The sequence below is a fragment of the Rhodococcus sp. NPDC057529 genome (genome assembly GCF_042802055.1).
Taxonomy (GTDB): Bacteria; Actinomycetota; Actinomycetes; order Mycobacteriales; family Mycobacteriaceae; genus Rhodococcus_F.
Window position 1 is genome coordinate 96,893 of sequence record NZ_JBHVEY010000024.1, and the last position, 19,820, is coordinate 116,712.

16 protein-coding genes are annotated in these 19,820 nt (G+C 69.3%); 8 read left to right on the plus strand and 8 right to left on the minus strand.

Going from position 1 to position 19,820, the window contains the following annotated elements; all coding sequences use genetic code 11:
• Positions 1–142 precede the first annotated feature (142 nt).
• The 7 genes from ACFU5V_RS34785 to clpS all read right to left on the minus strand — a co-directional run bounded on the left by ACFU5V_RS34785 (position 143) and on the right by clpS (position 4,689).
• Positions 143–817 carry a rhomboid family intramembrane serine protease gene (locus tag ACFU5V_RS34785; RefSeq protein ID WP_378431088.1) on the minus strand — a complete coding sequence of 225 codons (675 nt, stop codon included), beginning with the start codon at positions 815–817 and terminating at the stop codon, positions 143–145.
• A gap of 19 nt (positions 818–836) precedes the next feature.
• Positions 837–1,799 (minus strand): PLP-dependent cysteine synthase family protein, encoded by a 963-nt coding sequence (locus ACFU5V_RS34790; RefSeq protein WP_378431086.1) that lies wholly within the window; start codon positions 1,797–1,799, stop codon positions 837–839.
• A gap of 8 nt (positions 1,800–1,807) precedes the next feature.
• On the minus strand, positions 1,808–2,080 hold the full coding sequence (locus ACFU5V_RS34795) for a MoaD family protein (RefSeq protein WP_378431084.1): 273 nt from the start codon (positions 2,078–2,080) through the stop codon (positions 1,808–1,810).
• Between the two features lie 61 nt (positions 2,081–2,141).
• Positions 2,142–2,561, minus strand: coding sequence for a Mov34/MPN/PAD-1 family protein (locus ACFU5V_RS34800; RefSeq protein ID WP_225928631.1), 420 nt, complete (start codon positions 2,559–2,561; stop codon positions 2,142–2,144).
• A 98-nt stretch (positions 2,562–2,659) separates the two neighbouring features.
• Positions 2,660–3,730, minus strand: coding sequence for a P1 family peptidase (locus ACFU5V_RS34805; protein ID WP_378704864.1), 1,071 nt, complete (start codon positions 3,728–3,730; stop codon positions 2,660–2,662).
• On the minus strand, positions 3,727–4,314 hold the full coding sequence (locus ACFU5V_RS34810; protein ID WP_378704866.1) for a DUF2017 domain-containing protein: 588 nt from the start codon (positions 4,312–4,314) through the stop codon (positions 3,727–3,729). The genes ACFU5V_RS34805 and ACFU5V_RS34810 overlap by 4 nt, the downstream gene beginning before the upstream one ends.
• Positions 4,315–4,350: 36 nt before the next feature.
• Positions 4,351–4,689: an ATP-dependent Clp protease adapter ClpS gene (gene clpS, locus ACFU5V_RS34815; protein ID WP_072947001.1), complete on the minus strand. Its 339-nt coding sequence runs from the start codon at positions 4,687–4,689 to the stop codon at positions 4,351–4,353.
• Here clpS and ACFU5V_RS34820 point away from each other — a divergent pair.
• Genes ACFU5V_RS34820 through ACFU5V_RS34840 form a run of 5 tightly spaced genes read left to right on the plus strand, consistent with a single transcriptional unit; the run spans position 4,688 to position 11,319 of the window.
• Positions 4,688–6,067, plus strand: coding sequence for a nicotinate phosphoribosyltransferase (locus ACFU5V_RS34820; RefSeq protein WP_378704868.1), 1,380 nt, complete (start codon positions 4,688–4,690; stop codon positions 6,065–6,067). The two genes, clpS and ACFU5V_RS34820, sit on opposite strands and share 2 nt — an antisense overlap.
• Positions 6,064–6,696, plus strand: coding sequence for a nicotinamidase (locus ACFU5V_RS34825; RefSeq protein ID WP_378431079.1), 633 nt, complete (start codon positions 6,064–6,066; stop codon positions 6,694–6,696). The genes ACFU5V_RS34820 and ACFU5V_RS34825 overlap by 4 nt, the downstream gene beginning before the upstream one ends.
• Positions 6,697–6,705: 9 nt before the next feature.
• Positions 6,706–8,754, plus strand: coding sequence for an ATP-dependent DNA helicase (locus ACFU5V_RS34830; protein WP_378431077.1), 2,049 nt, complete (start codon positions 6,706–6,708; stop codon positions 8,752–8,754).
• A gap of 55 nt (positions 8,755–8,809) precedes the next feature.
• Positions 8,810–9,730, plus strand: coding sequence for an ATP-binding cassette domain-containing protein (locus ACFU5V_RS34835; RefSeq protein WP_378431076.1), 921 nt, complete (start codon positions 8,810–8,812; stop codon positions 9,728–9,730).
• Positions 9,727–11,319, plus strand: a complete 1,593-nt coding sequence (locus tag ACFU5V_RS34840; RefSeq protein ID WP_378704870.1) for an ABC transporter permease — start codon at positions 9,727–9,729, stop codon at positions 11,317–11,319. Before ACFU5V_RS34835 ends, ACFU5V_RS34840 begins: the two co-directional genes overlap by 4 nt.
• Positions 11,320–11,359: 40 nt before the next feature.
• Here the strand turns inward: ACFU5V_RS34840 and glgP are convergent, their stop codons facing one another.
• Positions 11,360–13,957 (minus strand): alpha-glucan family phosphorylase, encoded by a 2,598-nt coding sequence (glgP, locus tag ACFU5V_RS34845; RefSeq protein ID WP_378704872.1) that lies wholly within the window; start codon positions 13,955–13,957, stop codon positions 11,360–11,362.
• 160 nt (positions 13,958–14,117) lie between these two features.
• On the opposite strand from glgP, the gene ACFU5V_RS34850 reads away from it, so the two are divergent.
• The 3 genes from ACFU5V_RS34850 to ACFU5V_RS34860 are packed head-to-tail and all read left to right on the plus strand — an operon-like array spanning position 14,118 to position 19,802.
• Positions 14,118–16,136, plus strand: a complete 2,019-nt coding sequence (locus ACFU5V_RS34850; protein WP_378431072.1) for a maltotransferase domain-containing protein — start codon at positions 14,118–14,120, stop codon at positions 16,134–16,136.
• Positions 16,136–18,334: a 1,4-alpha-glucan branching protein GlgB gene (gene glgB / locus ACFU5V_RS34855; protein ID WP_378431071.1), complete on the plus strand. Its 2,199-nt coding sequence runs from the start codon at positions 16,136–16,138 to the stop codon at positions 18,332–18,334. The genes ACFU5V_RS34850 and glgB overlap by 1 nt, the downstream gene beginning before the upstream one ends.
• 16 nt (positions 18,335–18,350) lie before the next feature.
• The gene (locus tag ACFU5V_RS34860; RefSeq protein ID WP_378704916.1) at positions 18,351–19,802 is read left to right on the plus strand and encodes a neutral zinc metallopeptidase; all 1,452 of its coding nucleotides are present in this window, start codon (positions 18,351–18,353) and stop codon (positions 19,800–19,802) included.
• The last annotated feature ends 18 nt before the right edge of the window (positions 19,803–19,820 follow it).

Consider the following 19,820-nt stretch of genomic DNA (forward strand, 5'->3'; position numbering starts at 1 on the left):
TCCGTGACGACACTGTCGATGGCCTGAACTACGCAGTTGTGGTGTGCCCGGATCTCGCGAGGAGCCTACCAGCAGGGCATACGCTCGGCCGCCGGAAGCGGCGTACACGCCGGTCGACTACCTGTTCGCCGCGGCGGGCCACTCATCCGAACGAGTGCGGCCCTACCGCTTTCCGGGCGCGCTGCTTCCTGGCGTCGGCGGAGAGCAGCCACGCGGCGAGGACACCGCCGACGGCGCCGAACAGATGCCCCTGCCAGGACACACCGGGCGCGCTCGGCAGCACACCCCACAGCAGACTGCCGTACACGACGAACACCACCACGCCGACGAGGATCTGGCCGAGGTTGCGGGCGAAGACTCCCCGGACCAGAAGGTAGGCGAGCCAGCCGAAGATCAGGACGGAAGCGCCGATGTGGTTGGAATAGGATCCGCCGGTCAACCAGGTGCCCAGACCTCCGACCACCCAGACGATCCCGGTGGCGGCGAGGCCGCGGGCGATGCCCGACAGCAGCACGAGGAACCCGAGGACCAGCAGCGGGACCGTGTTCGCGAACAGGTGCGCCCAGTCGTCGTGGAGGACCGGGGCGAACAGAATTCCCCACAGCCCGTCGATCGTGCGCGGCTGGACGCCGTTGTCTTCGAGTCGCTCGTCGGACGCCACGTCGGCGACCTCGATGACGTACAGCAACATCGTGAACGCGCCGACGACGATCGCGGACTGCAACCACAGCGGCTTCGACGTGCGCGCGGGTGCCGGCGACGCGCCACCCCTCGGCGCCGGCGAGCCGAATCGGGAGGAGTCGAACGGCGAAGTCATGATCCGCACACCCTTGTCGTCATGCCCACAGCTGCCCTTCCAGTGCTTCTTCCGCTTCTTCGACCGTACCGCCGTAGGCACCGGTCGACAGATATTTCCATCCGCCGTCGGCGACGATGAACGCGATGTCGGCGGCGCGCTCGGCCTTGACCGCTTTGCGCGCGACCCCCAGCGCGGCGTGGAGAATCGCGCCGGTGGAGATGCCCGCGAAGATGCCTTCGTTGTCGATCAGTTGCCGGGTGCGGCGGACGGCGTCGGCGGGACCGACGGAGAACCGCGAGGTGAGGACGGATTCGTCGTACAGTTCGGGAACGAAGCCCTCGTCGATGTTGCGGAGGCCGTACACGAGTTCCCCGTAGCGGGGTTCCGCCGCGACGATCTCGATGCCGTCGACGTGTTCGCGGAGGTAGCGACCCACGCCCATCAGGGTTCCGGTGGTGCCGAGGCCGGCCACGAAGTGGGTGATCTCGGGCAGGTCCCGCAGGATCTCCGGCCCCGTCGTCTCGTAGTGCGCCAGCGCGTTCGCGGGATTGCCGTACTGGTACAGCATCACCCAGTCGGGATGGTCCGCGGACAGCTCCTTGGCCACGGCCACAGCCTGATTCGAGCCGCCGCGCGCCGGTGAGTCGATGATCTCGGCGCCGAACATCGTCAGCAGTTGCCTGCGTTCGACGGACGTGTTCTCGGGCATCACGCAGATGAGGTGGTAGCCCTTGAGTTTCGCGGCCATCGCCAGAGAGATGCCGGTGTTGCCGCTGGTCGGTTCGAGGATCGTGGCGCCGGGTGTCAGGGTGCCGTCGTTCTCGGCCTGTTCGATCATGCGGAGGGCGGGCCGGTCCTTCACCGAACCGGTGGGATTGCGGTCCTCGAGTTTCGCCCACAGACGGACCGGTGAGGTGCCGGTCCAGCTCGGCGACAGCCGCGGCAGCCCGACGAGGGGTGTGTCGCCGAGGGTATCGATGAGCGAATCGAACCGCGCCACGGCCGCGATCAGCCTCCGGCGACGGCGGGCAGGATCGTCACGGAATCCCCGTCGGCCACCTCCGTGTCGAGTCCGCCCGAGAATCGGACGTCCTCGTCGTTGACGTACACGTTGACGAACCGGTGCAGGCGGCCGCCGTCGATCAGGCGGTCCTTGATGCCACCGTAATTGCCCTCGAGATCGTCGATGACGGCCGAAAGCGTGGGACCTGTTGCCTCCACTCGCTTTTCGCCGCCGGTGTGGGAACGCAGGATGGTGGGGATCGAAACTGTGACAGCCATGGTCGGCTCCTCGGGATGTGGGTGTCTTCCTGCCGCGGGACCGTCGCGAGGGACGGCGTCGTCACTTGTCGGGGACGTCCGCCACCGAGGTGTGGGCGAACTTGTAACTCTGCACCACGTCGACGGGTTCCTCGGTGACGACGCCGTCGACGATGCGGTAGCTGCGCAGTTCGTGGGCGTCGGGGTCGCGGGTGGAGATGAGCACGTAGTGGGCGTCCGGTTCGGATGCGAAGGAGATGTCGGTCCGGCTGGGATACGCCTCGGTGGCGGTGTGCGAGTGATAGATCACGACGGGCACCTCGTCGGCGTCGTCCATCGCCCGCCACACCTTCAACTGCTCACCGGAGTCGAATCGGTAGAACGTCGGCGAACGTTCAGCGTTGATCATCGGGATGTGCCGTTCGGGGCGGTCGGAGCCCTCGGGCCCGGCGATGACCCCGCACGCTTCGTCCGGGTGGTCGGCCCGCGCGTGCGCGACCATCGCCTCGACGAAGTCCGATCGAATCACCAGCACGTCATCCACCTCCGTGAGCGCCATCCTAGGTGCGGACCGTCGACTCGGCCACCGAACAGACCGCGTCAGGAACGCAGTGCCGAGGGGAACAGCTCGCGGTACGTGGGAATTCCCGCGACCGGAGTGGCGCTGAGGACGGCGTCGACGATGGCCTTCTCGACCACTTCGGCGGCCGCCGTGCAGACGGCGTCGACGACGGGCAGATCGGGTGGGAACGCGTCGGGCACGCCGGCCGGGTGGTGCACCGGGTGGATGCCGGTGGCGAGCGCGAAGATCGTGTCGCCGTCGAGCGGCGAATGCGCGGGCCGGATCGCGCGGGCGAGCCCGTCGTGTCCGGCCACGGCGACGCGGCGCATCGCTGCCTTGCCGAGGGCGGCGTCGGTCGCGACGACCCCGATGGTCGTGTTGAGAACGGTGCTCTTGGCCATCAGTTCGCGTGCCGCCGACACCTCGGCGGCGACCGGCGGCCGGAGCCCGAACGCGGCTGCGCCCACGGTGGCGACGCCCCACGGCAGTCCGGTCGCCGGATCGAACACGGTTCCGACGGGATTGGCCACCATCAGCGCGGACACGGTGATGCCCTTCGCCGGACCGTCCGTGATGACGACACTCGCCGTTCCGACCCCGCCCTTGATCGCGCCCGCGCGCGCCCCGACTCCGGCGCCCACCGAACCGGAGAGCACGGTGTGCGACGCGGAATCCGCTGCCCGGTAACCGAATTCGGCGGTGGGACGGGTGCGCCAGTCACCGACCGGCAGATCGAAGATGACGGCGGCGGGGACGATCGGGACCACCTGCTCGGGCTCCCCCATGGCGATTCCGTGACCGTGCTCCTCCAGCCATCGCATGACGCCGTCCGCGGCGGCGAGCCCGTACGCGCTGCCGCCGGTGAAGACGATCGCGTGCACCTTCCGGACGCTGTGGCTGGGGTCGAGGAGGTCGGTTTCCCTGGTGCCCGGCCCGCCGCCGCGGACGTCGACCGCTCCGGTCGCGCCGTGCGGCGCGAGAACGACGGTGCATCCGGTGGCGGCGCCGCTGCCGAGTGCGGCGTCCGCATCGAGTCGGTGGTGGTGCCCGACGCTCAGGCCGACCACATCGACGAGCGAATCGGTGCGGCCCGGCGTCGTGCCCGTCACGGCGCCAGTGCCTGAACGAGCGAGTCCTGCATCCAGGTCAGCCAGTGGTAGATGTCGAGGTGCGGTGCGCGGGGATCACCCGGATCGAGTTCGTCGGGCGTGTCGGCGTCGATGCCGAGGTTGGTCCCCAGCGCCAGCCGGACGTCGTTGAGACCGCTGAGCCAGGCGTCGGCCTGCTCCGGCGTGAGGAGAACCTTGCCGCCGTTCTCCGGGACGGTGTGCAGGATGACCGAGCCCGCGGCCAGCTTGGCGTCGATGATCTCCGGTTCGTGGAGTCCGCGCAGCGCGCCGTTGACGTCGGCCTTCGATTCTGCGCGGATCTCGTCGTCGTCCGGCGCGTCCATCTCGGGGCGGTGGAAGTCGGGCAGCAGCCGGGCGAGGACCTCCTCGTCGGGTGCCGTCGTGTTGCCCGTCCGCATCCCGGTGAGCGCGGCGAGTTCGTCGGCCGGGGCGGACGCGGCCCGCTCCTCGAGGAGACCGAGAACGGAGGCGACCAGCGACCGCAGCACCGTGGCCTCGTGCGCGTCCATCTCCGAGCGCAGCTTCATGCCGCCGAGCGAGTTCTTCCTGCTCCACATCCGCACGTCGTGTACCGAGTTCCTTACTGTCCGAACGGAAAGTTAGCTGCTGTCCCGCTGCATCGTGGCCCACAGGCCCGCCGCGTGCAGCTTGCGTACATCGTTTTCGACCTTGTCCCGGGAGCCGCTCGACACCACGGCCTTCCCCTCGGAATGCACCTGCATCATCAATTCGGTCGCCTTCGCCTTGCTGTACCCGAAGAGCTTCTGGAAAATGTAGGTGACGTAGTGCATCAAATTCACCGGATCGTCCCACACGACGGTGACCCAGGGACGATCATTGGCTTCATCGACCTCGACGACCTCCGACTCTGCAGGGGTGACCTGCGGCGATGCCGGCATGGCATCCACGAATGGAGCTGTCGTCGAGCAATGAGCCATGACACAAGGGTACGACGCTCCTCCGCTGGGCGACACCGCGGCTTACAGTGGCCGGGTGTCCAGAGACAGCACCGCCTTGTTCACCGACCAGTACGAGTTGACGATGCTGTCGGCGGCCCTCGCCGACGGTTCCGCGCACCGTCGCTGCAGCTTCGAGGTGTTCGCCCGCCGCCTCCCGGACGGTCGCCGCTACGGCGTCGTCGCCGGCACGGCCCGCCTGGTCGCGGCGCTGTCGAACTTCCGCTTCGGCGAATCGGAACTCGAGATCGTCTCCCGTTTCCTCGACGCCACCACCGTCGCTTGGCTGCGTGAGTATCGGTTCGGCGGCGACATCGACGGTTACCGAGAGGGCGACTTCTACTTTCCCGGCTCCCCGATCCTGTCCGTGCGCGGAACGTTCGCCGAGTGCGTGCTGCTCGAGACGCTGATCCTGTCGATCCTCAACCACGACAGCGCGATCGCGTCCGCCGCCGCACGTATGGTCAGCGCCGCGGACGGCCGCCCCATGATCGAAATGGGTTCACGGCGCACCCACGAGGAATCGGCGGTGGCAGCCTCGCGCGCCGCGTACCTGGCGGGTTTCACGGCCACGTCGAATCTGGAGGCGGTCCGCAGGCACGGTGTGCCCGGTGCGGGCACCAGCGCGCACGCGTTCACCCTGTTGCACACCACCCCGGACGGACCGGACGAGACGGCGGCATTCCGCGCGCAGGTCGCGGCGCTCGGAGTCGGAACCACGCTCCTCGTCGACACGTACGACATCACCGCGGGCGTCGAGACGGCGGTCGAGGTCGCGGGCCCCGGACTCGGAGGTGTCCGGATCGACTCGGGCGATCTGGGTGTTCTCGCCCGGCAGGTGCGCGGGCAACTCGACGGCCTCGGGGCGACGGGGACGAAGATCGTGGTGTCCGGCGACCTCGACGAGTACGCCATCGCTGCGTTGCGGGCCGAACCGGTCGACGTCTACGGGGTCGGCACGTCCGTCGTCGTCGGATCGGGTGCGCCGACGGCGGGAATGGTCTACAAACTCGTCGAGGTGGACGGAATCCCGGTCGAGAAGCGGAGCAGCAACAAGGCGTCGCGGGGCGGAACCAAGAAGGCGGTGCGGTTCGCCCGCGACACCGGAACCCTGGTGGAGGAGGTCGTGTACCCGGCTCACTCCGACGCACCGGACGCGGCAGGCCTCGCGGCGACGGAACTGCTGGTCCCGCTGGTGCGGGGCGGTGAGACCGCCTGCGAGGCGACTACTCTGGAGGACAGCAGATCCCTCCTGGCGGCGGGCCTCGTCAGTCTGCCGTGGGAGGGCTTGAAGCTCTCCCACGGCGAGCCCGCGATCCCCGTGCGCTTCGCCGAACCCGAACCCAGGAGGGCACCGTGATCGACATCGGAGGCACCGACGTCCGGCGGGCACTGCTCGTGGTCGACGTTCAGAACGACTTCTGCGAGGGCGGCTCCCTCGCGGTCGAGGGTGGTTCCGCGGTCGCGGCGGCGATCAGCCGATTCCTGGCGGAGGCCGAGTACGACGCGGTCGCCGCCACCATCGACCACCACATCGATCCGGGCCGCCACTTCTCCGAAGAGCCGGATTACGTCGACACGTGGCCGGTGCACTGCAAATCGGGAACCCACGGCGCGGAGTTCCACCCGGACCTCGATCGCAGTGGCATCGAGTCGGTGTTCTCCAAGGGCGAGTACTCCGCGGCCTACTCGGGCTTCGAGGGCAGGAATTCCGACGGCGAGAGCCTGGAGAAATGGCTGCGTGCGGCCGGGGTCACCGAGGTCGACATCGTGGGCATCGCCACCGATCACTGCGTGGTCGCGACGGCACTCGACGCCGTGGCGGCCGGCTTCCCGACACGCGTGCTCCTCCCCCTCACCGCGGGCGTGGCTCCTACGACCGTCGAGGCCGCGATCACCGCGATGCGCGCCGCCGGGGTGCGCCTCGTGGGGCGCGACTCGGACGTTCCCTCGGACCGCGTGACGATTTCTGACGTAGGTGCCGAGTAACCTGCTCGGGTGCCTGAAAACCTCCCCAACGTCCCCGAGCTGTTGCGCACGGCGGTGCGGTCGCTGGGCGGTGCCGAGCGGTCCAACCAGCTGACCATGGCTTCCGCCGTCGCGCATTCGATCGACACCGGGGAGCATCTGGCCGTCCAGGCCGGAACGGGTACCGGTAAGTCGCTCGCCTACCTCGTGCCGAGCGTCCGGCACGCGGTGCAGAGCGGCAAGACGGTCATCGTCTCGACGGCGACCATCGCACTGCAGCGTCAGCTGATCGACCGCGACATGCCGCGGCTCGCGGACGCGCTCGAGGGTTCGCTCGGCCGCAGGCCGCACTTCGCGATCCTGAAGGGCCGCAACAATTATCTGTGCATGAACAAGATCCACACCGGGACCGCGGAGGAACCGCCGGCCGACGAGCTGTTCGATCCGTTCGCGGTGTCCCGGCTCGGCCGTGAGGTGCAGCGCCTCACCGAGTGGTCCTCGGACACCGAGACCGGCGACCGCGACGATCTGGCCCCCGGTGTCAGCGACAAGGCGTGGCGCCAGGTCAGCGTCACGGCCCGGGAGTGCCTCGGCAAGTCCCGCTGCCCGGTCGGCGAGGACTGCTTCGCGGAGCGGGCCCGCGCGGAGGCATCGCAGGTCGACGTCGTCGTCACCAACCACGCCCTGCTCGCCATCGACGCCATCACCGGGATCGCGATCCTTCCCGAACACGACGTCGTGGTCATCGACGAGGCGCACGAACTGGTCGACCGCGTCACCAATGTCGCCACCGCGGAGTTGGCCGCGTCGACGATCAGTGCCGCGGCCAGGCGCTGCGCGAAGCTCGTCGAGGAGCAGGACGCCGATCGCCTCGAGGCGGCGGGTGAGGGCTGGGCGGCGCTGCTCGAGGAGTTGCGGCCCGAGCGGTGGGAGGCGTTGCCGCCCGGCGCGGCGCCCGCGCTCGCCGCCGTCCGCGACGCCGCCTGGGCGCTGCGCACGGCCATCGGCCCGTCCCGTCCCGGCATGGCGTTGAGCGACCCGGAGGCGGCCGCCGCCCGCAACACCGCGCTCGCGTCGGTCGAGGAGGTTCACGACAGCGCCGTCCGCGTTCTCAGCGCCTTCGACGAGCCGGATCCGGCGAAGCGTCACGACGTGGTGTGGCTGGCCGCCGACGACAACCGTGGTTCGATCCGCCGGGTGGTGCGGATGGCACCGCTGTCGGTCGGCGGGCTGCTGCGTTCCCGGCTGTTCGCGGAATCGACGGTGGTCCTCACGTCCGCCACCCTGACGGTCGGCGGGTCCTTCGACGGCCTCGCCGTCAACTGGGGACTTCCCGCCGAGTCGTCCGTCGTGATCGATCCGGCGACGGCCACCGGGTCCGAGGCGCCGTCCGATGCGGGCACGCTCAAATGGAACGCCCTCGACGTCGGGTCGCCGTTCGACCACGCCCGCGCCGGGATCATCTACATCGCGAAGCAACTGCCGCCGCCGGGCCGGGACGGCCTGTCCCCCGCGTATCTCGACGAGATCGCCGAACTCGTCGAGGCCGCCGGTGGGCGGACGCTGGGATTGTTCTCGTCGATGCGGGCGGCGAAGGCCGCGTCCGAGGCGATGCGCGACCGGCTCGAAACCCCGATCCTGTGCCAGGGCGACGACTCGACGGGCGCCCTCGTCCGGGCGTTCGCCGGTGACGAGCCGACGTCGCTGTTCGGCACGTTGTCGCTGTGGCAGGGCGTCGACGTGCCGGGCCCGTCGCTGAGCCTCGTGATCCTCGACCGCATCCCGTTCCCCCGCCCCGACGACCCGTTGCTGGTCGCCCGGCAGAAGGCGGTGGAGTCGCGCGGCGGCAACGGGTTCCTTTCCGTCGCAGCCAATCACGCGGCGCTGCTGCTCGCGCAGGGTGTCGGACGCCTGCTGCGGAGCGTCGACGACAAGGGTGTGGTGGCGGTTCTCGATCCGCGGCTCGCCACCGCCCGCTACGCCGGGTATCTGCGGGCATCGCTGCCGCCGTTCTGGGAGACGTCGGATCCGGAGGTCGTGCGCAAGGCACTGGGACGGATCCGCGACTCACGGCCCTGAAACGCTGTTCCGCACTGAGTCGGACACCGGATCGGTGCGCACCTATGCTCGACCGATGGACCTTGCGATCTCAGTCCGCGGACTCACCAAGAAGTTCGGTGAAGTGCTCGCCCTCGACGGCCTCGACCTGGAGGTGAAGTCGGGCGAGGTGCACGGGTTCCTCGGGCCCAACGGCGCGGGCAAGTCCACGACCATCCGGGTGCTCCTCGGTCTGCTGCGCGCCGACGGGGGTTCGGCATCCGTTCTCGGTGCCGATCCGTGGCGTGATTCCGTGCCCGTGCATCGGCGGCTCGCCTATGTGCCGGGCGAAGTGAACCTGTGGCCCAACCTGTCCGGCGGCGAGGCGATCGACCTTCTCGGGCGACTGCGCGGCGGACTCGATCCGGTCCGGCGCGCGTCGCTGATCGAGCGGTTCGAACTCGACCCCACCCGGAAGGGCCGCACCTATTCGAAAGGCAACCGGCAGAAGGTCGCGCTCGTGGCCGCGCTCGCCGCCGACACCGAACTCCTCATCCTCGACGAACCGACGTCGGGCCTGGACCCGTTGATGGAGGCGGTGTTTCAGGAATGCATCACCGAATTCGCGCGCGGCGGGCGCACGGTGCTGCTGTCGAGTCACATCCTCGCCGAGGTGGATGCGCTGTGCCACGCCGTGACCATCATCCGGGCGGGGAGGACGGTGCAGGCGGGAACGTTGTCCGAGTTGCGGCATCTCACCCGGACCACGGTGACGGCGACCACCCGGATCAAGCCCAATCCGATCGGGAACGTACCCGGTGTGCACAACCTGCAGAAGGGTGAGGACGCGAACACGGTGACGTTCGACGTCGATTCCGATCAGATCGACCCGGTCATGACAACATTGACGGGGCTGGGGATCGTCTCGATCACCGCCAACCCGCCGACGCTGGAGGACTTGTTCCTCCGCGAGTACCGCGACGAGGTCGAGGCGCTCGGGATCGGACGGCCGCAGTGAGTCAGTTGAGCGGAACCGGTGCGCTCGCCGAACTGGCGGTGCGCACCGACCGGGTCCGGATTCCGGTGTGGACGGTCGCGGTGGCGGGCCTCACCGTCCTGCTCGCGTCGAGTTACTCCACCATTTACCCGACCGCCGAATCCCGGCAGGCCCGTGCCGAACTCATCTCGTCCCCGGCCGCCACCGCCCTTGCCGGGCCGGGCTACGGCCTGGACGACTACACGCTGGGTGCGATGGTCGCGAACGAGATCGCCGGCATGACGATGGTGGCCGTGGCGATCATGTCGGTGCTGCTGGTGACGCGGCATCTGCGGACCGAGGAGGAGACCGGGCGTGCAGAGTTGGTACGCGCCGGCGTCGTCGGGAGGTACGCGGGAATCACGGCGGGACTGATCTCGGCGGCCCTCGCCACTGTGTTCGTCGCGCTGCTGCTCGTCATCGGGTTGCTCGCCGTGGGTCTGCCTCCGGTGGGTTCGCTGAACATGTCGGCGGGTGTGCTGGTCGTGGGCCTGGTGTTCACGGCGCTGTCGGCGCTGGCGTCGCAGCTCACCGAACACGCCCGCGCGGCAAGCGGTGCCGGAATCTGCGCGGTCGTCGTCGCGTACCTGCTTCGGGCGGTGGGCGATGTGCAGCAGGGACACAGCGGGAGCCTGCTGACGTGGGTGTCGCCGATCGGCTGGTCGCAGGCCACCCGCGCGTACGTCGACGAACGCTGGTGGCCGCTGTTGATCGGCGTCGTCGCGGCGGCACTGACCGTCGTGTGCGCGTATGCGGCCATCGGTCGCCGGGACGTCGGGGCGGGACTCCTCCCGCCGCGGGGCGGGCGCGCCGAGGCGTCCCCCCACCTGACCGGAGTCACCGCGCTCGCGGCGCGTCAGCAGCGCGGCCAGATCCTCGCCTGGGGTGTCGGCGTGTTCGCGCTGTCGCTGCCCATCGGTTCCCTCGGCAGGCAGATCAGCGATTTCATCGAACAGGATCCCGATCTCGCACAGCTGCTGCCGGGTGGCGCCGCGGCGGCCGCCGACGGTGCGTTCGCCCTGTATCTGGTGTTCCTGGCGGTGATGGCCGCGATGTACGCCGTCGGTGCCGTCGTGTCGATCCGCTCGGAGGAATCGGCGGGTCGCGCCGAGGAGGCCCTGGCCACCCCCGTGTCGCGGGCGCGGTGGCTCGGTGGCCAACTGGTCGTGATCGCGGGTGCCGCCGGCGCGATCGCGGTGGCCGCGGGAATCGGAATGGGGATCACCGCGGCCTTCACGCTGTCCGACGCGGGCGCGCTCGGGCGGTTGACCGGCGCGGCCCTGAACACCGTCCCGGCGGTGCTCGTGATCGTCGGGGTGTGCGCGGCCGTGTACGGCCTGATCCCTCGCGCGCTGCCCGCACTGTGGGCGTTCGTGGGCTACGTTCTCGTCGCCGGAATGTTCGGGGAGGTCCTCCCGGACTGGTTCGGGATTCTCTCCCCCTTCCACTACACGCCGGCGCTGCCCGCCGAAGGCTTCGCGGCCGCTCCCCTCGTCGTCCTGCTGCTGCTGGCGGCGGCCCTGTTCCTCGCCGCCGTCGCCGGCTTCCGGCGCCGGGACGTCGGCCCGTGAACCGTGCCGGGACGAACCCGGGCCGGCTCGGTGGTGCCGGTCAGGGGTTCGGCACCGTCACCAGGCCCAGTTCCGACGGATCGACGAGCAGATCGTGGTGCGGGAGCACCCGCACCGTGTACCCGACCGAGCCGGACAGCGGCAGGGCCAGGTCGGCGACGAACAACTCCCCCGATTCGTCCGACGCCGAGTGCGTCATCGGGACCGTGACGAGGTCGGTGAGCTCCTCGTCCGGTCCGGCCTTGCCGATCACGGCCTGCACGGTGACGTCGTCGACGGACAGTTCACCGAGGCGGATACGGGCACGCAGTACCAGATTCGCTCCGATCTCGGGAGTGTCGGGCAGCCCCGCGCCGTCGACCTGCAGCACCGTCACCGCAGGCCACGCGGCCTCGACGCGTCGACGGAACGCGGCAAGTTCGCGGGCGCCGGCGAAGTTCTCCGCCACCACCGTCCGGGCCGATGCGGCGGCCGGCGCGTAGTACTGGACGGCGTAGTCACGCACCATCCGCGACGCCAGCACCTTGGGCCCGAGGTGCTGCAGCGTGTGACGCACCATCTCCACCCAGCGCACCGGCAGTCCGTCCGCGCGGTCGTAGAACCTCGGCAGGACGGCGCGCGCGAGCAGTTCGTACAGTGCGCTGGCCTCGAGGTCGTCGCGCCGGGTCTCGTCGACGACGCCGTCCGCGGTCGGGATGGCCCAGCCGTTCTCGCCGTCGAACATCTCGTCCCACCAGCCGTCGCGGATCGACAGGTTCAGTCCGCCGTTGAGGGCCGACTTCATCCCCGACGTTCCGCACGCCTCGAGCGGGCGCAGCGGGTTGTTGAGCCACACGTCGCAACCCCAGTACAGGTACCGCGCCATCGACATGTCGTAGTCGGGGAGGAACGTGATGCGATGCCGAACGTCGGCCGCGTCGGCGAACCGCACGACCTGCTGGATGAGCGCCTTCCCGCCGTCGTCCGCGGGGTGGCTCTTCCCGGCGACCACGAGCTGTACCGGACGCTCCTCGTCGAGGAGCAGGGCCCGGAGCCGCTCGGGGTCGCGCAGCATCAGCGTCAGACGCTTGTAGGTGGGCACCCGCCGGGCGAAGCCGACGGTGAGCACGTTCGGGTCGAACACCTCGTTCGTCCAGCCGAGTTCCGCGGACGTCGCGCCGCGTTCGATCCAGGACGCCCGGACCCGCCTGCGGACCTCCTCGACGAGTTTCCCGCGCAGCGCATTGCGGGTCGCCCACAGCTCCTCGGCGGACAGGTCCTGCAGCCGCTCCCAGCCGCGGGCCTCCTCCACCAGTTCGGGGCCGAGGATGCGGGTGGCGAGATCGATCCACTCCGGCGCGGCCCAGGTGGGCGCGTGGACACCGTTGGTGACCGAGCCGATCGGCACCTCTCCGGCGTCGAAGCCCTGCCACAGCGGCTGGAACATCTCCCGGCTGACGATGCCGTGCAGCTGGGACACGCCGTTCGCTCGCTGCCCGAGACGCAGGCCCATGTGGGCCATGTTGAACACGGACGGATCCGGTTCGCGGCCGAGTCCGAGGATCCGGTCGATCGTCAGCCCCGGCAGCAGGGACGATTCGTTCGCGCCGTTGTCGCCGCCGAAGTAGTGCCGCACGAGGTCGGCGGGGAACCGGTCGATACCCGCGGGAACGGGGGTGTGGGTCGTGAAGACGGTGCCGGCGCGGACCGCGGCCAGCGCCTCGTCGAAGTCGAGCCCGCCGGTGGTGACCAGTTCGCGGATCCGCTCGATGCCGAGGAACCCGGCGTGCCCTTCGTTCATGTGGAAGACGGCGGGATCGGGCAGGCCGTACGCGTGGGTGTAGGCGCGCACCGCGCGGACGCCGCCGATGCCGGCGAGGATCTCCTGTTTGATGCGGTGGTCCTGGTCGCCGCCGTACAGGCGGTCGGTGACGCCCCGCATCTCGGCGTCGTTCTCCGCGATGTCGGAGTCGAGCAGCAGCAGTGGGACGCGCCCCACCTGGGCGATCCACACGCGGGCGCGCAGCACCCGGCCGCCGGGCACCGCGACGTGCACGAGGACGGGCGCCCCGTCGGACGACTGCGGCCCGGACTCGGTGAGCAGGCGCAATGGCAGGCCCTGCGGGTCGTGCGGCGGGTAGTGCTCGGCCTGCCAACCGTCCGCGGTCAGCGACTGCCGGAAGTATCCCGAGCGGTACAGCAACCCGACACCGATCAGCGGCAGACCCAGATCGGATGCCGCCTTCAGGTGATCGCCCGCGAGAATCCCGAGGCCGCCGGAGTAGTTGGGCAGCACTTCGCTGACCCCGAACTCCATTGAGAAATATGCGATCCCGCCGTCCAGCGACACTCCCTTGGCCTGCTGGTTCTGATACCAGCGGGGCCGGGACAGGTAGTCGTCGAGGTCGGCGGACGCGGCGTCGAGCCGGGCCAGGAACGCGACGTCCTCGGCCAGTTCGTCCAGGCGGGCGGGATCGACCTCGCCGAGCATCCGGACCGGGTCGAACTGCACCTGCCGCCACAGGTCCTCGTCCAGCAATCCGAACAGTTCCTGCGTGGCCGGATGCCACGACCAGCGAAGATTGGTGGACAGCGGACCGAGGGCTGCGAGCCGCTCCGGAAGGTGGGCTCGGACAGTGAACCGACGCAAGGCTTTCACCTCGCGAACGATAACGCACTGCGGGCGTCGTCGCGCCGTGTCGGGCCGGGTGGGCGTCGGATCTCCAATACGGACAGGAACCGGTCGACTCCATTACGGTTGAACGGGCGGCCCAGCCCACGAGCCGCCGGCAACTTCCGGCTATGGAACGGAGCCCAGTGTGACAGGTCGACTCGGAATCGACGACGTGGAACCGAACGTCGGGTGCGGCCGCTTTCCCGCCAAGGCCGTTGTGGGTGAGGTGTTTCCCGTCCGGGCAACCGTGTGGCGCGAAGGTCACGACGCCGTGGCCGCCACGCTTGCGGTGCGGGGGCCGCGCAGCGCTTCTTCGGGCGGTTCGGCGACGTTCCGGATTCCCATGACCAGCGGTCCGGTGCCCGACACCGTCGACGGCTCCTTCACGCCGACCGGCGAGGGTCTGTGGACGTTCCGTATCGAGGCCTGGAGCGACCCGGTCACCACGTGGAGGCACGCGGTCGAGGCGAAGCTGGCGGTGGGACAGGGTCCGGCCGAACTGGCCAACGACCTCGAGATCGGGGCGCGGTTGTTCGAGCGGGCCGCGAAGGGCGTCCCCCGCGCGGACCGCTCACGGCTGACCGGGGTCGCGGCGTCGCTGCGTTCCGACCGTCACCTCTCCGAGCGGGTGGCTCCGGCGTTCGGATCGGACGTGACCGAACTGCTGCGCGCGCATCCGCTGCGCGAACTGGTCACGAAGAGCGAGGCGCACACCGTGCTCGTCGACCGCACGCGGGCGCTGTTCGGGTCGTGGTACGAGTTCTTCCCGCGCTCCACCGGCGGCCGGGACGAGAACGGCAAGCCCCGGCACGGCACGTTCGCGACGTCCGCGGCGGCGCTTCCCCGGATCGCGTCGATGGGTTTCGACGTGGTGTACCTGCCGCCCATCCACCCGGTGGGAAAGATCAACCGGAAGGGCCCCAACAACACGCTGACCCCGGGCCCGGAGGACGTCGGGTCGCCGTGGGCGATCGGCTCGGACGAGGGTGGCCACGACGCGATTCATCCCGAACTCGGGACGATGCGCGATTTCACGGCGTTCATCGCCGCCGCCCGGAAGCTGAACCTGGAGGTGGCGATCGACCTGGCCCTGCAGGCCGCACCGGACCATCCGTGGGCGAAGAAGCACCCGGAATGGTTCACCGTCCTCCCCGACGGCACCATCGCCTACGCCGAGAACCCGCCGAAGAAGTATCAGGACATCTACCCGGTCAATTTCGACGACGACCGCGACGGCATCTACGCGGAGGTCCTGCGGGTCGTGCGCCACTGGGTTGCGGCGGGCGTCAAGATCTTCCGGGTCGACAACCCGCACACCAAACCGGCGGACTTCTGGGAGTGGCTGATCGCCGAGGTCAAGAAGTCGGATCCGGACGTCCTGTTCCTGTCCGAGGCGTTCACCCGGCCGGCGCGACTGTACGGTCTGGCCCGTCGCGGGTTCACGCAGTCGTACACGTATTTCACGTGGCGGACGGCCAAGTGGGAGTTGACGGAGTTCGGCAAGGAGATCGCCGCCAAGGCCGACGAGGCGCGCCCCAACCTCTTCGTCAACACTCCGGACATCCTGCACGAGAGCCTGCAGACCGGCGGTCCGGGAATGTTCGCGCTGCGCGCCGCACTGGCGGCGACCCTGTCGCCCACGTGGGGCGTGTACTCGGGTTACGAACTGTACGAACATGTTCCGGTGCGTCCGGGCAGTGAGGAGTACCTCGACTCGGAGAAGTACCAGCTGCGCCCCCGTGACTTCGAGGGAGCGGCCGCCCGCGGCGAGTCGCTGGAACCGTGGATCACCGCGCTCAACCGGATACGCAGGCAGCATCCGGCGCTGCAGCAGTTGCGCAACATCCATTTCCATCACGTCGACAACGACGCCCTGATCGCGTACTCCAAGTTCGACGCCACCACCGGCGACGCCGTGCTGACGGTGATCAACCTCAACCCGTACGGCGCCGAGCAGGGCAACGTGTGGCTGGACATGCCCGCGCTGGGCCGCGACTGGCACGACCACCTGACTGTGCTCGACGAGGTCACCGGGGAGCAGTATCACTGGGGGCAGACCAACTTCGTGCGCCTCGAACCGTGGCGGGCCGTGGCCCATATCCTGGCATTACCGTCGATTCCCTATCCGGCCAGAACGAAACTGGCCTACCGCGGAGGTACATAGTGACCGTCGAACCGCCTGTCGCCATCGCACCCGACGCCGCCGACCTCGACCTGCTGGCCCGGGGTGAGCACCACAACCCGCACTCGATCCTGGGCGCGCACCCGCATCCCGAGGGAACGGTGATCCGCGTGCTACGCCCCTACGCCGAGGCGGTCGACGCCGTCATCGGCGGGACGAGTTTCTCGCTGGAACACCTCGCGCACGGTGTGTGGGGCGCGCTGGTGCCGTACCGGGACCTGATGGACTACCGGCTGTCCACGACGTGGCCGGGGGGTCACAACGACGTCTCCGCCGACGGCTACCGATTCCTGCCCACGCTCGGCGAACTCGACCTGCACCTGTTCGGTGAGGGCAGGCACGAGCGGCTGTGGGAGATCCTCGGCGCGCACCGACGCCGCTACGACACCCCCGACGGCACCGTCACCGGCACGTCGTTCGCCGTGTGGGCTCCCAATGCCCGCGGGGTGAGCGTGATCGGTGATTTCGACGGGTGGAGTGGCCGGAACTTCCCGATGCGCGTGCTCGGGTCGACCGGGGTGTGGGAGTTGTTCGTCCCCGGAATCGAGGTCGGCGACCTGTACAAGTTCCGGGTGCACGGCCCCGACGGCAGTGTGCGCGACAAGGCCGACCCCATGGCCTTCGCGACGGAGGTCCCGCCCGCGACCGCGTCCCGGGTGTCGGTCAGCACGTACGAATGGAACGATGCCGAGTGGCTGGCGCAGCGGGCCGCCACCGAGCCCGCGCAGTCCCCGATGAGCGTGTACGAAGTGCACCTCGGTTCGTGGCGGCCCGGGCTGAACTACCGCGAGATGGCCGAGCAACTCGCCGCCCACGTCACGGAGACGGGGTTCACACACGTCGAACTGCTGCCGGTCGCCGAGCACCCGTTCGGCGGGTCCTGGGGATACCAGGTGACGTCGTACTACGCGCCCACGTCACGGTTCGGATCCCCCGACGACTTCCGGTGGTTCGTCGACCACCTGCACGCCGCGGGCATCGGCGTCATCGTCGACTGGGTGCCCGCCCACTTCCCCAAGGACGAGTGGGCGCTGGCCCGGTTCGACGGCACGCCGCTCTACGAGCACAGCGATCCCCAGCGCGGCGAGCAACTCGACTGGGGAACGTACGTGTTCGATTTCGGGCGGCGCGAGGTCCGCAACTTCCTCGTCGCCAACGCGCTGTTCTGGCTCGACGAGTTCCACGTGGACGGTCTGCGCGTCGACGCGGTCGCGTCGATGCTGTACCTCGACTATTCGCGGCCGGAGGGCGGCTGGACACCGAACATCCACGGCGGCCGGGAGAACCTGGAGGCGGTCGCGTTTCTGCAGGAGACCAATGCCACGGTCCACAAGCAGCACCGCGGGGTCGTCACCATCGCCGAGGAGTCGACGGCGTGGCCGGGTGTCACCCGCGCGACCAACGTCGGCGGTCTCGGTTTCAACATGAAATGGAACATGGGGTGGATGCACGACACCCTCGGGTTCCTGGCGCACGATCCCGTCCACCGCAGCTATCACCATCACGAGATCACGTTCTCCCTGATGTACGCGTGGAGCGAGAACTATCTGCTCCCCATCAGCCACGACGAGGTGGTGCACGGCAAGGGCACGCTGTGGACGCGGATGCCCGGCGACGACTGGTCGAAGGCCGCCGGCGTGCGGGCCCTGCTGGCGTACATGTGGTCGCATCCCGGCAAGCAACTGCTGTTCATGGGTCAGGAGTTCGGGCAGACCGCAGAGTGGTCCGAGGAACGCGGACTCGACTGGTATCAGCTCGACGACCCGTACACCGGCGGCTTCCACCGTGGTCTGCTCCGGCTCGTCCACGACCTCAACGCCACGTACCGCGAGCACCCGGCGTTGTGGACGCTCGACACCTCACCGGGCGGGTTCTCCTGGATCGACGCCAACGACACCGCGAACAACGTCCTGAGCTTCCTGCGTTACGGAACCGACGGGTCGATTCTGGCGTGCCTGTTCAATTTCTCGGGTTCCGCGCACGCGAATTATCGTGTGGGCTTGCCAGAACGGGGCGAATGGCGTGAAATTCTCAACACCGACGCCGAGGTCTACGCAGGGTCGGGTTGGGGAAATCTCGGTGCGGTGACGGCAACTTCGCAGCCGTGGCACGGCCGTCCCGCCTCGGCAGAGGTGGCACTGCCCGCGAACGGCGCGATCTGGATGAGTCTGGAGCGTTGATGAAGGCACGGCCTTGCTGATCCGACGTCGGCTGTGGGCTGCGAGCGTGGGCGTTCTGGCCGCGACGGCGGTCGTGCTGTCGGGGTGCGCGCGTTCGGTGGACGGCGAGGCCGCGTCCATTTACGACGATCCGTTCAAGGTGGCGGGCCTCGACGCCACGTCCGGTCCGAGCGGTGCCCGCAAGGGCGCACCCGACGCCGACCTCCCCGTCACCGGCACCGACGGCGGTGAGATCGACACGATGGCCGCCAACGCGGTGAGCGACATCGAGAGTTACTGGCGCACCGAGTTCCCGGCGCTGTTCCAGCGCAAGTTCGAGCCGGTGGAGGAACTGATCTCCTGGGATCCGCGGGATTCCGACGGCCCCCGGTTCTGCGGAGACACCACCGAGGAACTCCTCAACGCCGGCTACTGCAGCACCGACCACACCATCGGCTGGGACCGCGCGCTGCTGCTGCCGGAGGTCGTGGAGAAGTTCGGCGTCGTCGCCGCCGTCTTCGTGCTGGCGCACGAGTACGGGCACGCCGTCCAGACGAAGGCGGGAATCGCCGACGAGAACGTGGGCGGCGGCATCGTGCGGGAACAGCAGGCCGACTGTTTCGCCGGGGCGTTCATGCGGCACATCGCGGAAGACAAGGCGCCCCACTTCACGCTGAACACGTCGGACGGGCTGAACAAGGTGCTGGCGTCGGCGGTGGCGATCGGTGACACGGACCCGAACGATCCGGACAACGTGCACGGCTCGGCGTTCGAACGTGTCACTGCCACCCAGATCGGCTTCACCGACGGCCCGGCAGCGTGCACGCGCATCGACGAGAAGGAGATCGACTCGCGCCGCGCGGATCTGCCGCAGCGGTTCGCCGACGACAGCGACGACGGCGAACTTCCCGTCACCGACGAGTCCGTCGAGGCGTTCTTCACATCGTTCCAGCAGATCTTCGATCTCAGCGATCCGCCTGCGCTGCAGCTCGACGGCGCCGACCTCGCTTGCGCGGACGCCGACGTGACGGAACCGGTGTCGTACTGCCCGGCCACGAACACGATCGGGGTCAGTGTCGACGCCCTCGCCGAACGCGGCACACCGGGACGCCTGGGCCGCCGTGAACTGTTCCAGACCAAGCTCACCGGCGACTACAACGCCTACGTCCTGCTCGCCTCGCGGTACACCCTGGCGTTGCAACGGGACCGGGGCGACGACCTGCACTCCCCGCAGACCGCGCTGCGGGCCGCCTGCCTGTCCGGGGTCATCACCGGCGCGCTGAGCCCGGACAGTCCGGCCACCCTGGCGGAGGGCAGCGTGTGGTTGTCCCCCGGCGACCTCGACGAAGCGGTCTCGGGGCTGCTCACCGACGGACTCGCCGCCAGTGACGTGAACGGGGAGACCGTGCCGAGCGGATTCTCCCGGGTCGACGCCTTCCGCACCGGCGTGCTCGGTGGCGAGCAGGCCTGCGAGGGCCGGTACCGCTGACCGTGCCGCACCGCGTGA